This window comes from Ralstonia edaphi, assembly GCF_958350185.1.
GTDB lineage: Bacteria > Pseudomonadota > Gammaproteobacteria > Burkholderiales > Burkholderiaceae > Ralstonia > Ralstonia edaphi.
The window spans coordinates 96985-111969 of sequence record NZ_CATWHI010000001.1 but is presented as its reverse complement, the minus strand read 5'-3'; the positions used below and the strand labels follow the sequence as shown (position 1 = coordinate 111969).

At 66.1% G+C, this 14985-nt stretch carries 13 protein-coding genes; 2 read left to right on the top strand and 11 right to left on the bottom strand.

Translation table 11 applies throughout. The features are described from left to right. The 9 genes from R2669_RS00600 to R2669_RS00560 all read right to left on the bottom strand — a co-directional run bounded on the left by R2669_RS00600 (window position 1) and on the right by R2669_RS00560 (window position 11414). Complete coding sequence (locus R2669_RS00600; RefSeq protein ID WP_316891100.1) at window positions 1-1302, bottom strand: MFS transporter; 1302 nt, start codon at window positions 1300-1302, stop codon at window positions 1-3. 52 nt (window positions 1303-1354) lie between these two features. After that, complete coding sequence (locus tag R2669_RS00595; RefSeq protein ID WP_316897952.1) at window positions 1355-2257, bottom strand: SMP-30/gluconolactonase/LRE family protein; 903 nt, start codon at window positions 2255-2257, stop codon at window positions 1355-1357. A gap of 4 nt (window positions 2258-2261) precedes the next feature. After that, the gene (locus R2669_RS00590) at window positions 2262-3107 is read right to left on the bottom strand and encodes an NAD-dependent epimerase/dehydratase family protein (RefSeq protein ID WP_316897950.1); all 846 of its coding nucleotides are present in this window, start codon (window positions 3105-3107) and stop codon (window positions 2262-2264) included. A 1-nt stretch (window position 3108) separates the two neighbouring features. After that, entirely contained in the window at window positions 3109-4710 is a 1602-nt protein-coding gene (garD, locus tag R2669_RS00585) for a galactarate dehydratase (RefSeq protein ID WP_316897948.1), read from the bottom strand. Window positions 4711-4751: 41 nt separating this feature from the next. Then, window positions 4752-6161 (bottom strand): enolase C-terminal domain-like protein, encoded by a 1410-nt coding sequence (locus tag R2669_RS00580; protein WP_316897946.1) that lies wholly within the window; start codon window positions 6159-6161, stop codon window positions 4752-4754. 18 nt (window positions 6162-6179) lie between these two features. Then, window positions 6180-7532, bottom strand: a complete 1353-nt coding sequence (locus R2669_RS00575; protein ID WP_147217862.1) for an MFS transporter — start codon at window positions 7530-7532, stop codon at window positions 6180-6182. A 99-nt stretch (window positions 7533-7631) separates the two neighbouring features. Beyond that, a complete protein-coding gene (locus R2669_RS00570) occupies window positions 7632-9203 on the bottom strand; it encodes an aldehyde dehydrogenase (NADP(+)) (protein WP_316897944.1) in 1572 nt (523 codons plus the stop codon). A 27-nt stretch (window positions 9204-9230) separates the two neighbouring features. Beyond that, window positions 9231-10169: a 5-dehydro-4-deoxyglucarate dehydratase gene (kdgD, locus tag R2669_RS00565; protein ID WP_147217866.1), complete on the bottom strand. Its 939-nt coding sequence runs from the start codon at window positions 10167-10169 to the stop codon at window positions 9231-9233. 183 nt (window positions 10170-10352) lie between these two features. Continuing rightward, window positions 10353-11414 (bottom strand): SMP-30/gluconolactonase/LRE family protein, encoded by a 1062-nt coding sequence (locus R2669_RS00560; protein WP_316897942.1) that lies wholly within the window; start codon window positions 11412-11414, stop codon window positions 10353-10355. A gap of 117 nt (window positions 11415-11531) precedes the next feature. Between R2669_RS00560 and R2669_RS00555 the strand changes: the two genes are divergently transcribed. Both R2669_RS00555 and R2669_RS00550 read left to right on the top strand, forming a co-directional pair. Next, window positions 11532-12428, top strand: a complete 897-nt coding sequence (locus tag R2669_RS00555) for a LysR family transcriptional regulator (protein ID WP_316897940.1) — start codon at window positions 11532-11534, stop codon at window positions 12426-12428. A 55-nt stretch (window positions 12429-12483) separates the two neighbouring features. Further along, the gene (locus tag R2669_RS00550) at window positions 12484-12849 is read left to right on the top strand and encodes a hypothetical protein (protein WP_316897938.1); all 366 of its coding nucleotides are present in this window, start codon (window positions 12484-12486) and stop codon (window positions 12847-12849) included. Here the strand turns inward: R2669_RS00550 and R2669_RS00545 are convergent. Together R2669_RS00545 and R2669_RS00540 are read right to left on the bottom strand one after the other, a co-directional pair. Further along, complete coding sequence (locus R2669_RS00545; RefSeq protein WP_316877364.1) at window positions 12846-13787, bottom strand: ABC transporter substrate-binding protein; 942 nt, start codon at window positions 13785-13787, stop codon at window positions 12846-12848. The genes R2669_RS00550 and R2669_RS00545 overlap by 4 nt on opposite strands. Window positions 13788-13812: 25 nt before the next feature. Further along, a complete protein-coding gene (locus R2669_RS00540) occupies window positions 13813-14979 on the bottom strand; it encodes a c-type cytochrome (RefSeq protein WP_316891091.1) in 1167 nt (388 codons plus the stop codon). Window positions 14980-14985: the final 6 nt, after the last annotated feature.

Below are 14985 nucleotides of genomic sequence, written 5' to 3'. Positions count from 1 at the left end.
TCAAGCCGCGGTGCTCGGTGCCGTCCCGCCCGGCTGCATCGGCACGGGGCGGGCCTGCTTGTCGTTGAGCATCGTCCACACGAGGATGGCCGCCACGATGTCGAACACGGCCAGCGCCACGAACAGCGGGTTGTAGCCGATCGTCGTGGCCAGCGTGCCGACCGCCAGCGAGAAAAGCATGCCGCCCATGTAGCCCGACATGCCCGCCAGCCCCACAGCCGTACCGACTTCGTGCTTGCCGAACATGTCGGACGTGAGCGTGTACAGCGCGCCAGAAAGCGTCTGATGCGCGAAGCCGCCCACGCAGAACAGTGCAATCGCCGTGTAGGGACTCGTCGCCAGACCGATACAGGCCGGGCCGATCATGCACAGGCAGCCCGTCACCATCACCAGCTTGCGCGATGTCACCAGCGACACCGAGAAGCGCTTCTGGAACCACGGCGCGAGATAGCCGCCCAGCACGCAGCCCACGTCTGCCGCCAGGAACGGCAACCACGCAAACAGCGCGATCTCCTTCAGGTTCATATGGCGCTCGGTGGCCATATAAAGCGGAATCCAATAGTTGAACGTCTGCCACGCCGGCTCCGACAGAAAGCGCGGGATGGCGATGCCCCAGAAGCGGCGGCCGCTGACGATCTTGCCCCACGACGGCTTGGGCGCATCCGCGCTGTCATCCGGCGTTTCCTGGCCTGCACGGATGTACTCGCGCTCCTCGGCCGACAAGCGATGGTGCTTGGCCGGCACGCGATAGAGCAGGAACCACAGCACGCTCCACACCAGCCCGATCCCGCCGATCACGGCAAAGGCGAAGCGCCAGTTGCCGTGCAAAATGCACCAGACCACCAGAGGAGGCGCCACCACCGCGCCAACTGACGAGCCGATGTTGAACCAGCCGGTTGCGATCGACCGCTCCTTGGCCGGGAACCACTCTGCCGTTGCCCGCAGTGCCGATGGAAAACCGGCCGCCTCCGTCATCCCGAGCATCGCGCGGAACGCCGCCAGCGACAGCCAGCCGCCCGCCGTGCTGTGCAGCAGACAGACCACCGACCAAGCCGCCGCAAACAGCGCAAAACCCAGCTTGGTGCCCAGCACGTCGAGCACGTAGCCCGCCACCGGCTGCATCACCATGTAGGCCGCCTGGAACGCCGCGACGATATAGCCGTACTGTTGCGTGCTGATGTTCAGCACCTTGTTCACTTCAGGCGCCGCCACGGCCAGTGCGTTGCGCGCCAGGTAGTTCATGATCAGGCCACTCAGCACGAGGCCGATGATCCACCAGCGCAAGCCTTTGATGGGTTTCATGTGTTGTCTCCTAAAGCCCCCGTTCTTCTTGTGTATGGGGTGTACTGCGGTTTCAGAGGTGCAAGACGGGTTCCGGCAATCCCGTCACGCCCGGGCGCACGGCAAACGTGGCGCCCGAAAGCGGGTCGTCGCCGATCAGGATCGACGTCACGAACAGCGTGTCCAGCCCAGGCCCGCCGAATGCGCACATGGCAGGCTTGGACGTGGGAATGGCGATGCTGCGATCGAGGCGGCCGTCCGGCGTAAAGCGGTGCACGAACCCCGCATCGTTGCCGCAGATCCAGTAACAGCCGTCGGCGTCCACCGCGGCGCCATCGGGGCGCCCAGGGTGCGAGTTCATGTCGATGAAGACGCGGCGGTTGTACGGCGTGCCGGTGTCGACGTCGTAATCGAAGGCCCAGATGATCTGGCGACTCGCGTGCGAATCGGACAGATACATCGTCTTGCCGTCCGGGCTGAAGGCCAGGCCGTTCGGCACGATCAGATCGTCGATGACGGCATCGACCCGGCCGGCGCGAGCAGCCTCCGCATCCAGCCGATACAGCTTGCCGAGCGGCAGACCGAGCGACGTGTCGAAAACCATCGTGCCGGCCCAAAACCGGCCTTGGCGGTCGCAGCGGCCGTCGTTGAAGCGCATGTCGGGGCGTGCGTGCTCCACCGTGGCGAGGCGCTGCAGCGGGCCAAGCTGCGTGCCGGCGCGGGGCGGTGGCGCGAGAAAGATGCCGGTCTCCATTGCCATCGCCCAACCGTCGGACGCCATGGCAATACAGCCGGCCATCTCGGGCAGCGCCCAGCTGTCTGCCTGGCCCGAGAAGTAATTCCAGCGCCACAGCTTGCGGCCCGGAATGTCCGTCCAATACAGCGCCTGCTCGCCAGCGTGCCAGATCGGGCTTTCGCCGACGCCGCATTGCATGTTGCCAATCCGTTCGACGGTCGGCTCTACGTTCCGCTGCATTGCGTCAGTCTCCGAACGGGCCGGCTTTGACGAACGCCCCGCCCTGATACTGCGCGGCCGGGTCATCGGCAGGCAGCGGCGGCTGGGCTTCGACCTGCGCGCGGAAGATCTCGCTCGTCTCCGTGGGCTGATAGCCGAGGTGCGCGGCATGGCGGTTGTCCCACCAGCGGTCGCGGTTGTTCGACATGCCGTAGACGACCGTAAAGCCCACGCTTGGCACGAACAGCGCGCGACGGATGAGCTGCTCCAGGTCGTCATAGCCGAGCCAGGTGACGAGCATGCGGCGGTCCTTCGCTTCGGCAAACGAAGAGCCGATGCGGATGGCCACCGTCTCGATGCCGTAGCGATCGAAATAGAAGCTGGCGAGCTGCTCGCCGAACACCTTGCTGAGCCCGTAGTAGCCATCGGGCTTGGTGGGCACGGTACTGTCGATCACCTCGCCCTGCTTGTAGAAGCCGATGGTGTGGTTCGAACTGGCGAACACGATGCGGCGCACGCCATGACGGCGCGCGGCTTCGTACAGGTTGTAGGTGCCTGCGATGTTGGCCGGCAGGATCTCTTCAAACGGCCGCTCGATCGATACGCCGCCCAGATGCACGATCGCATCGGTGCCAGCGACGAGCGCATCGACGGCTTTCGCGTCAGCCAGGTCACACGGCACGATTTCCTCACCGGTTCGCGCCTCGCCGAGATTTGATATATCAGACAGGCGCAAAGAATCGGCGTATTTGGGCAGACGCTCGCGCAGCACCTTGCCGAGGTTGCCGCCGGCGCCGGTCAGCAACAGGCGGTGGCAGCGCGTGGTCACGCCGTCGAGCGGGTCGTTTTGAACGTTCACTTCAGTGGTCATATCAGGTCACCGGGGCGGGGTTGAACAGGGCCAGCGCATTATGCAGGCCGAGCTTGTCGGCGCAAACCTGCTTGCGGCCGCTCGCCACGTCAAGGATCAGGTGGAACAGCTCCCAGCCGATGTCGGCAATGCTGGCTTCGCCTGTGGCGATGCGGCCGGCATCAAGGTCGATCAGGTCATGCCAGCGCTCGGACAGCGCCTTGCGCGTCGACACCTTGATGACCGGCGCCATGGCCAGGCCGTACGGCGTGCCGCGGCCAGTCGTGAACACCTGCAGGTTCATGCCGGAGGCCAGCTGCAGCGTGCCGCACACGAAATCGCTGGCGGGCGTCGCCGCAAAGATCAGGCCCTTGCGACGCACTTTCTCACCGGGGCCAAGCACATCGACGATGGGCGTGCTGCCCGACTTCACGATCGAACCCAGCGCCTTTTCCACCACGTTGGAGAGCCCGCCCTTCTTGTTGCCCGGCGACGGGTTGGCGCTGCGGTCGGTCTGGCCGCCGCTGAGATAGTTGTCGTACCAGGCCATCTCGCGCAGCAGTGCACGGCCGACGTCTTCATCGATGGCGCGCGGCGTGAGCAGATGGATGGCGTCGCGCACCTCGGTCACTTCCGAGAACATCACGGTGCCGCCCGCGCGCACGATCAGGTCCGCCGCAAAGCCGACCGCCGGATTGGCCGTCACGCCCGAGAACGCATCGCTGCCGCCGCACTGCACGCCAACCACGAGATCGGATGCCGGGCAGGTCTCACGCTGGCGCTTGTTGAGATGTTCCAGGCGGCGCTCGGCCATCTCCATGATGGCGTCGGTCATGCCGATGAAGCCGTCGAAGGCTTCGTCCTGCAGACGCAGCACCGGCGAATCTGCGGTGCCGGCCACTTCGATCGGAATGCGGCCGCCCGGCGCCAGCTTTTCCGGCACGAGGCGTTCGGGCACGAGCTTTTCGCAGCCCAGGCCGATCACCATGATCTCGCCGCCGAAGTTCGGATTGAGCGCCAGGTTCTGCAGCGTGCGGATGGGCACGATGGCGGCCGGCGCGTTGATGGCGACACCGCAGCCGTACACGTGGTTGAGCGCCACCACATCGTCGACGTTGGGGAAGCGCGGCAACAGCTCGCGCTTGATGCGGCCGACCACGTAATCCGTCACGCCCGCCACGCACTGCACGCTGGTCATGATGCCCAGCACGTTCTTCGTGCCCACCGTGCCGTCTGCGTTGCGATAGCCCTCGAAGGTGTAGCCCTCCAGTTTGGCGAGCTTGGGGTCGGGGCGCGTGGCCAGCGGCAATTCATCCAACGCGGGCGCAGACGGCAGCCTCACGGCATGCTCGTTGACCCAGCTACCGCGCGGCAGCGGCTTCACGGCATAGCCGATCACCTCGTTGTAGCGGATGATCGCGTCGCCTTCGGCCAAGTCCACCAGCGCGACCTTGTGCCCCTGCGGCACGCCTTCGACCAGCACGGTGCCATCGGCCAGCGCCGTGCCGGCGGGCAAGCCGCGTGCGTTGACGACGATGGCGACGTTGTCACCGTCGTGCACGCGGATCGTCAGCGCCTTTTCAGTTGCGTTGCTGGCCTCGGGGGCCAGCGTCGGTTCAGACATCACAGACTCCGTGATTGATTCAAACTCAAACGGGTTTCGTTTCAACGTCCCAGGCTCGGACGTTTCGGGTCGTACGTCCAACCCGGCACGAGGTATTGCATGGCCATGGCGTCGTCACGCGCGCCGGGGCCCAGGGTCTTGTACAGCGCATGGGCGGCCATGACGCGGTCCATGTCGATTTCGATGCCGAGGCCCGGGCGCTCCGGCACGGCCACGTGGCCGCCCTGGATGCGCAGCGGCTCGCGCGTCAGGCGTTCCTCGGCCTCCTGCCAGATCCAGTGCGTGTCGATGGCCGTGATGTTGCCTGGGGCGGCCGCCGCCACATGCGTAAACATCGCCAGCGACACGTCGAAGTGGTTGTTGGAATGCGAACCCCACGTCAGGCCCCACTCGTCGCACAACTGCGCGACGCGCACCGAGCCTTGCATGGTCCAGAAATGCGGATCGGCCAGCGGAATATCGACCGCGTGCAGCTGCACGGCGTGGCCCATCTGCCGCCAGTCGGTCGCGATCATGTTGGTGGCCGTCGGGATGCCGGTGGCACGCTTGAACTCGGCCATCACCTCACGGCCCGAGTAGCCGGCTTCGGGGCCGCACGGGTCTTCGGCATAGGCCAGCAGATGCCCCTGGCCTTTGCACAGCGCAATGGCCTCGTTGAGCGACCATGCGCCGTTCGGGTCCAGCGTCACGCGGGCCTGCGGAAAGCGCGCCTTGATGGCGGCGATCGCTTCCATCTCATCCGCACCGCGCATCACGCCGCCCTTCAACTTGAAATCGGCAAAGCCGTAGCGGTCGGTGGCGGCTTCGGCGAGTCGTGCGATGGCGGCGGGCGTCATGGCAGCTTCGTGGCGCAGGCGCAGCCAGTCGTCGGCGCCGTTCCCACCATCCAGATACGGCAGATCGGTCTTGCGGCGGTCGCCCACGTAGAACAGGTAGGCGAGCATCGGGGCGCTATCGCGCTGCTGGCCGGCACCGAGCAGCTCTGCCACCGGCACCTCCAGAAACTGGCCAAGCAGATCAAGCAGCGCCGCTTCCACCGCCGTGATGACGTTGTCCATCCGCAGGTTGATCTCGTGCGGCTGGCGCAGCACGGCGGCTTCCGACGCGGAGGTGACCTGGTGCACCGTCGCCTGATGCGCGGCATTGCCGCCACCGGCCAGCGCGCGGCGAATGCTGTTCAGCACGCCGTTGGTACGACCGATCGATTGACCGACCACCAGCGGAATCACCCGCTCCAGCGCTTGGCGGATGCCCTCCCCGCCCGGCACCTCGCCCACGCCGGTGCGCCCGGCGTTGTCCTTCAGGATGACGAGATTGCGCGTAAAGAACGGAGCGTGCGCGCCGCACAGGTTCAGCAGCATGCTGTCGCGGCCCGCGACGGGAATCACCCGCATCTCCGTCACCCGCGGCGTGTGCGTGCGTGCGCCGGACTCGATCGATTGCAACGTCACTTACGAGGCTCCCGTGGCTTACAGCGGCTTCAGTTCCACACGCTTGATCTCGCCGACCATGAACAGGTAGCAGACGATGGCGACCAGCGCATGGATCCCCACGTACACCAGCGCACCGTTGAACGAACCCGTGGTGTTGACGATGTAACCGATGGCAATGGGCGTGGTGATGCTCGACAGGTTGCCGAAGGTGTTCATCAGCGCGCCCGACAAGCCCGCAATCTGCTTGGGCGCCGTATCGGAGTTCACCGCCCAGCCCAGCGCGCCGAGGCCCTTGCCGAAGAACGACAGCGCCATCACCGCCACCACGACAGCCTGCGCATCGACGTAATTGCAGATCACCATGGTCATGGAGAGCAGCATGCCCAGCACGATGGGCACCTTGCGCGCCACCGACAGCGAGGCGCCACGCCGGAGCAGCGCGTCAGAGATGATCCCGCCCAGAATGCCGCCCAGGAAACCGCACACCGCCGGAATCGACGCGACGAACCCTGCTTTCAGGATCGACATGCCGCGCGCCTGCACCAGATACACCGGGAACCACGTGATGAAAAAGTAGGTGAGCGCGTTGATGCAGTACTGCGCGATGTACACGCCCATCAGCATGCGGTTCTGCAGAAGCTGCTTCACGTAGCCGAGCTTCGGCCCTTCGGCCTTGGCCACGCCCGCGCGGTCCATGTTGACCAAGCCGCCGCCGGCTTCGATGTATTCGATTTCCGCGCGGTTGACGCCCGGATGGTCCTTCGGTTCGTGCACGAAGGCTCGCCACACGACCGCCATGACGATGCCGACCACGCCCATCACGATAAACACGTGATGCCAGCCGAACGCGTGCACCAGCCACGCCATCAGCGGAGCAAACACCACCGTGGCGGCGTACTGCGCAGAGTTGAAGATGGCCGCTGCGGTGCCGCGCTCATTGGCCGGAAACCACGCCGCCACGATGCGGCTGTTGGCCGGGAAGGACGGCGCCTCGGCCGCACCCACCAGGAAGCGCAGGCAGAACACCATGACGATGGCGGTGGCGCCGGTAAAGAAGCCGATCGCGCCCTGCGCCAACGTGAACAGCGACCACAGCAGAATGCTGAATGTGTACACGCGCTTGGAACCGAAGCGGTCGAGCAGCCAGCCACCCGGAATCTGGGCGATCACATAGGCCCAGCCAAACGCCGAGAAAATGTAGCCAAGCGACACGGCGTCGATGCCGAGTTCCTTCTGCATGGCCGAGCCGGCAATGGAGATGGTCGCCCGATCGGCATAGTTGATGGTCGTCACGATAAACAGCATCGCGAGGATCACGAAACGCACGCGGCTCATGCGCTCAGCGCGCGGCACGGCCTGTGCTCCCACTGCGGGGGCCTTGATGTCCATCGTCTCCTCCTTAAGCCGGCACCCGTCGTGCCGGTCGGGTCAAGTTGCCGGGTCCTGTGCGGCCCGGCGTGTTGTTTTTGATATTCGACTGTTACGGCTTCAGGCCCAGCTTCCGTCCACCAGCCGGCGCAGCTTGAGCGGGTTGGCATCTTGCAGGGCTTCGGGCAGCAGTTCGGCCGGCAGATCCTGGTAGCACACCGGGCGCAGGAAGCGCTCGATGGCCGCCGTGCCGACCGAAGTCGTGCGTGCATCCGTCGTTGCGGGCCACGGTCCGCCGTGCACCATGGCGTGGCACACCTCGACGCCGGTCGGCCAGCCGTTGGCCAGAATGCGGCCCGCCTTGCGCTCCAGAATCGGCAGCAGCGAACGTGCGATCGCCGTGTCGCCGGCGTCCAGATGCAGCGTGGCGGTCAACTGGCCCTCGAGCGATTCGGCCAGCGTGCGCAACTCTTCTGCATCACGGCAGCGCACGACCAGGCCGGTGGCGCCGAAGATCTCGTCGTGCAGCGCCGGTTGCGCCTGGAAGCTCTTGGCATCGGTCACGTAGAAACCGGCTTGCCCGCGGTTGGGCTGGTCGCTGCCTTGCCCGCGCGCGACGCAGCGCACGTTTGCCTCGGAAGCCAGCTTGTCGACACCGCGCGTGTAGGCAGTGTGGATACCGGCGGTGAGCATCGGCTGCGCAGCCACGTCGCCCATGGCAGCAGCGGCAGCCGCTTCAAAGGCATCCAGTTCCGGCCCATCGATGGCGAGCAGCAGACCCGGGTTCGTGCAGAACTGGCCCGCACCCATCGTCAGCGACGCCACGTACTGCTGACCCAGCGCCGCAGCGCGCTTGGCCAGCGCATCGGGCAGCAGGAAGACGGGGTTGATGGCGCTCAGTTCGCCATACACGGGAATCGGCTGCAGGCGTGCCTGCGCAATGCGCAACAGCGCCAGACCGCCTGCGCGCGAGCCGGTAAAGCCAACCGCCTGGATACGCGGATCCGCCACCAGTGCGCCGGCCACATCGTTGTCCGCCAGGATGAGCGAGAAGACACCCTCCGGCAGCCCACACTGCGCAACCGCGGCCTGAATGGCGCGGCCCACGAGTTCGGACGTACCCGGGTGTGCCGGATGCGCCTTTACGACCACCGGGCAGCCTGCAGCCAGAGCAGACGCGGTATCGCCACCGGCCACCGAGAACGCCAGCGGGAAGTTGCTTGCGCCAAACACGGCCACCGGGCCCAGCGCAATGCGGCGCATGCGCAGGTCGGAACGCGGTAGCGGCTTGCGCTCCGGCAGGGCCGAATCAAGGCGCGCGCCCACGGCGTCGCCGGCACGCACCACGCTTGCAAACAGGCGCAGCTGGTTGCACGTGCGGCCACGCTCGCCTTCCAGGCGCGGACGCGGCAATGCCGATTCCGCCATCGCGCGTTCAATCAGCGCATCGCCCAGCGCTTCGATCTGGCTGGCGATGGCTTCCAGGAAGGCTGCGCGGGTTTCCGGCGCGGTCTCGCGGTAAACGTCAAACGCCGCGGCGGCCAGTTCAGCGGCACGTGCGACATCAGTCTTTGAGGCCAGGGTGAATTCCGGTTCGAGCCATTCCCCGGTGGCGGGGTTCATGGCGCGAACCTTGCCGGCACCACCCGCGACGCGGGCAGCACCCAACAACAGTTCGCCGCTCAATTGCATAAGGATTCCTTGTGTTTTCGGTTGCGCTCAGGCCGCCAGCTTTTCGACTTCGGCAATGCGCGACACCAACGCCGACAGTTCTGCCATCTCGGCGTCGGTCAGGTCGGTCAACGGAGCACGGACCGGACCCGCGTCACGGCCGATGACCTTCATACCGGCCTTGACGATCGACACCGCGTAACCGCGCTTGCGATTGCGCAGCTGGATGTACGGCAGCACGAACGCGTTGAGCATCTTGTAGACCTTGGCATTGTCGAATGCGCGCACGGCGGCGTAGAACTCTAGCGCGAACTTCGGTACGAAGTTGAAGATGGCCGACGAATACGTCGACACGCCCATCGTCAGGTACGGCAGCGCAAAGGTCTCGGCGGTCGGCAGGCCACCGACGTAGGTGAAGCGGTCGCCCAGGCGGGCGTAAATGCGGGTCATCAGTTCCAGGTCGCCCACGCCGTCCTTGAAACCGACCAGGTTCGGGCAGCGGTCGGCCAGGCGTTCGAGGTGGTTTTCGTCCAGGATCTGGTTGGCGCGGTTGTAGACGATCACGCCCAGCTTGGTCGACTTGCAGACCTGCTCCACGTGCGCGGCCACGCCGTCGGCCGACGCTTCGGTCAGGTACGGCGGCAGCAGCAGGATGCCGTCGGCGCCGGCAGCTTCAGCCGCCTTGCAGTATTCGATCGATTCAGCCGTGCCACGGCCCGCCGGGGCGATCACCGGAATCTTGCCGCCGGTTTCAGCCACGGCTGCGCGCACCACGCGGTCGGTTTCAGCCGCGGTGAGCGAGAAGAACTCGCCCGTACCGCCCGCTGCAAACAGGCCGGCGGCATCGTGGCTGAACAGCCAGTTCAGGTTGGCGCGATACGCTGCCTCGTCGAACGACAGGTCAGAGGCCTTGAAGTGCGTGACCGGGAAGGACAGCAGGCCGGAGCCGATCTGTTGGGCGAATTCTTTGGGGCTGTATCGGGACATATCTGGCTCGCGATGAATGCGTGTTGTTGGTGAGCGAATTCTTGCACCGGGATCGATTCAAGTCCAAGCCAACTAATAACTCGATCAATACAGATCTTGTATTGATACAGGGTCTTCCCTAGGTCGCTGATTCCGATGCTGCGGCCGCACGTGACGGCGCGGCCGCGTCCGGTCGGTGCCGCCTTACACCGCGCCCTCGGCCTCCACGTAAAGGGCATACAGCGAGTGCGAACTCGCCATGTAAAGGCGGTTGTTCTTCGGGCCGCCGAAGGTCAGGTTGGGGCAGCGTTCCGGCAGGTGGATGAAGCCGATCGGCTTGCTATGCGCGTTGAAGATTTTCACGCCGTCGTAATCGGCGGAGTTGACGCCCACGCGCCCGTCCGAGCCCCAGCCGCACCAGAGGTTGCCATCCTTGTCGACGCGAAAGCCATCCAGCGCGCCCGCGCCGTTGGCGTCGATCAGCTTGGTCTTGTTGGACGCCGTGCCGTCGGGCGCGATGTCGTAGCTCCAGATGCTGCGCGAGGGCGTGCCCTTCCACTCGACCACGTAGAGCTTCTTCTCGTCGGGCGAAAACGCGAGCCCGTTCGGGTTGACAAGATCGGTGATGATCGCGCGGATGCTGCCGTTCGGATCAATCCGGTAGACGTTGGTGGTGGCCTGCTCCGGCTGCGCCTTGAAGCCCTCCCAGTTGCCGTTGATGCCGAACGTCGGGTCGGTGAACCAGATGCTGTCGTCGGACTTGACGACGATGTCGTTGGGCGCGTTCAGCCGTTTGCCCTGGTACTGATCGGCCAGCACCGTGATGCTGCCGTTGAACTCGGTGCGCGTAACGCGGCGCGTGACGGAGTGTTCGCACGTGACGAGGCGCCCTTGCCGGTCGCGCGTGTTGCCGTTGGCGTAGTTCGACGGCTCACGGAACACGCTGAACGCGCCGTTCGTCTCGTCGTACTTCATGATGCGGTTGTTCGGAATGTCGCTCACCAACAGGTAGCGCCCGGCGGGAAAGTAAACGGGCCCTTCGGCCCAGCGCATGCCGGTGGCAAGCTGTTCTACCGAGCTGCTGTAGAGCCGGTATTTCAGGAAGCTCGGGTCGAGCACTTCCACCGCCACGTCGGGGTAGCGCGCGTTCGGCTTGAACCCTTCGATCTTCTGCGCGCCGGCCAGGCCGCTGGCCGCTGCAAGGCCTGCCCCTGCCACGTTCTTGAGAAACCTGCGACGGCCAACTTCCGCGCTTTCCATGGACATGCTCGTCTCCTGATGGTTGTCATTGGCCCTTCAAGCCGAAGGGCGAGCCGATTCTTGCACCGGCGATCTTTCCGCTTCAAGATAAGCACTGACTCAATCCATACAGGTTTTGAATCGATGTTTGAACTCAGCCAACTCCGCTGCTTTGTCGCCGTGGCCGAAGAACTGCATTTCGGGCGGGCCGCAGAACGCCTGCACATGACGCAGCCGCCGCTGTCGCGCCAGGTGCGCCTGCTGGAACATCAGGTCGGTACGGAGCTGCTGGAGCGCAACAGCCGCTCGGTCAAGCTGACGGCGGCGGGGCGCAGCTTTCTGCCCGACGCATCGCGCATCCTGCGCCTGGCGGACGAGGCGGCGGCCACGGCCCGGCGCGTGGCAACGGGCGCTGCAGGCCAGTTGGCCATCGGCTTTACCGCATCGGTCGGCTACGGCAAATTGCCTTCGCTCGTGAGCGCCGTCCGGGCGGCTTCACCGGGCGTGCGGCTGACGCTGAAGGAGATGGTGAGCGGCGCGCAGCTCGCGGCGCTGGATGCGCGCGAAATCGACGTTGGCCTCCTGCGCCCGCCGGTGGAGCACGGCGAGCTGATTGCCGTGCCGTGCTCGCAGGAAGCGCTCGTGATTGCCCTGCCGGAAGCGGTGGCCGACAACTGGCCGCAACGCCCCAGCCTGCGCGACTGCGAGGGCCAGCCGCTGCTGATGTATTCGCCATACGAGGCGCGCTATTTCCACCAGATGGTGAGCAGCCTGCTGGAGCGTGCGGAGGTGCTGCCCGACATCGTGGAATACGTCAGCCAGATCCACTCGATGCTGGCGCTGGTGCGTGCAGGCATCGGCGTGGCGCTTATCCCCGCAGCGGCGGCCATGCTGCACTTCGAGGGTGTCGTCTATCGCCCGGTGCGCACGACGCCGGCCAAGCCGGTTGAACTGTGGATGGCCTATCGCAAGGACAACGACAACCCCGTCTTCAACGTGCTCAAGACGGTGCTGCACAACGCGCTTGCCGAGGGGCGCTGAACTCACACGGCACCGCACTTGCTGGAGCCATGGCGATCCTCACCAGGAGACCGCCATGCCCCCGACACCGCACAACATTCCACGCTCGGCCCTGTGGCTCGCCGCAGCGGCCATCGGCTTGACCGTGGTTGCGCTGCCGCGTCCCGCTCACGGCAAACTGCCGCCGCCCACGCCGGCTGAGCAAGCTGCAGCTGCCCAGAAGGCCGAGACGGAGCGCGCTCAGAAAGCGCAGGAGCAGGCCCAACTGACCGAAGTGCAGGACCGTCTGGCAGCGCGCTTTGGCAAGGGCGGCAACAACGCCCCAGGCGCGGTCACACCGGCCACCAACCTGCCCAAGAACGTCGCAGAAGCGCCGGGTACGGCGGGCCCGCATGGCGGCTCGCGGCCCAGTGCGGAATCCCATTCGGGCAACGCCCGCTAGGCGATCAGCGGAAACCCCGTGTCAAACGTGGTGGCGACCTCCAGCCGCTGTTTGAGCAGGCCCACCTTCACGTAGAAATCGGCCGTCCGCTGCTGCTCCGCAATGAGCTGCGGATCGATGGCGCGCCACACCGTCTGTCGACGTGCGAACTGCAGCCGCGCAGCCTCCGGCGCGATGCCGATGATGCGGGCCAGCGTGGCCGAAAAGCTGTCGACATGCTGGTACGACCACACCTGCGCACGCACCACGCGCTGCAGGAAGTCGCGCAGCGCGTCGCGCTTGGCCGCCAGCGCAGCGTCGGTCGCTGCAAGGTAGCTGAGGCCCGACCACAACCCGCGCCCGCTGACGAGCACGCGCGCATGCTTGGCCGTTTCGGCCATCGCCGTGTAGGGCTCCCACGTTGACCACGCATCGATCGACCCGTTGACCAACGCAAGCTTGGCATCGGCCGGCGGCAGGAAACGGAAGTTGGCATCGTCCGGACCCAGCCCCGCGGACTCCAACGCCTTGAGCGCGACGAAATGCCCGATCGACCCGCGGTTGGTACCGATGGATTTGCCCTTCAGATCTGCCGCGGTCTTCAACGGAGAATCGGGCCGCACCAGCACCGCCGTGCCGTACGGGTCTGATCGGTTGGCACCGATCAGCTTGATGCGCGTACCCGCCGCCAAGGCAAAGATGGCTGGCGCATCGCCAATCGGGCCCAGGTCGACGGCACCCGCGTTGAGCGCTTCGGCCAGCGGAGCAGCCGCTGGAAACTCGGTCCATTGGATGTCGTACTGCACGCCCTTGAGCGCGTCGGCGGCTTCAAGCAGCGCGCGCAGGCCACCCTTCTGGTCGCCCGCCTTGAGCACGAGGCGGGGTTGCGCGATGGACAAGGCAGGCGCGGCAGCGAGCGCCAGCGTGGATTGCAGAAAACGTCGTCGATGTTGCGGCATGGTGATGGAGCGATGCGGTCGAGGGTCAGTGGATGAAGCCGCCTTTCACATAGCGCACCGGTTCGGCGTCCATGCGGGCGATCAAGGAATCGAGTCCGCTTGTGCTGCGGGCGGTTCCGCGTGCGGCCGAGGTGCAGAGGAAATCGGCGTCGGACCACGTCGTGCCCGGAGCGCCGCGTGCGCGCAACCAGCCATTGCGATCGGCCAGCAACTGCGTGCCGGAGAACGCTTGCGGCGCAGCACCGGCGATGGCGGCGAAGACGCTCCAGGCGTCGGCGCCTGCCGCCACGCAACGCGCCTGGAACGCGCGCGTTGGCGGTGGCAACGTGCCATCCGGCGTGATCAGCAACGTCTGGAAACGCGGATCTTCCAGCGGGATGTCGTTTGGCGATGCCGCATCCACCGCCACCACCCGCACGCGTTGGCCGTTGCGCCACGTCGCCAGGGATTGCCGTAGCGCGTCGCCGCAGCGCACGGACAACGCGGGCAGCGCCACGGGCAGCGGCCAGCCGCCGGCACGCACGCCGCCACGCGCGGCCAGCACCTTCATGGCGTCGAGTACCGCCCAGATATCAGCATCGCTCAGTCGACCGGCAAATGCGGGCATGGTCGACGCACCTTGCGTGTCCTGCATGCCGTGGGCGATGTGCCAGAACAGCTCGCCATCGGCATGACGGCCGAGCAACGGGCCGACCACCGTGGGCGGCCAGCGCGTGAGCGTGGCGGCCAAGGGGCCTTCGCCCCGGCCGTCTGCGCCGTGGCAGCTTGCGCAGGCGGCGTTGTAGATGCGCGTGCCCTGCGTGACGGACGCCACCGAAAACGCCGTTGGGCTCACATGGAAACTCGTCGGCACGGCGGGCGCCACCACAACCGCCGACGGCCACGGCGCCACCACAAGCAGGCCCGCCGCGACACCGGATGACACCGGCCGCCACCGCCTCACGAGCACGGCGATCACGACGGCCAGCAACGCCAGCATCAAGGCAATCAGCGTCAGGCCAAGCTGCCGCGCTTGCCCAAGGTCGATCAACAGGGTCTCGCCCGCGATGCGCACGTCCCACGGCCATGCCGGCTGCCCGTGCGCCTCGCCGGTCAGCCCAAGCGTGTGCAGCAGCACCAGCACGCCGTGCTGCGCCCATTGCAGAAAGCCAAGCAACGCGTTGAGCCAGACCGTCGCTTCCGGCCCGCTCATGATGGT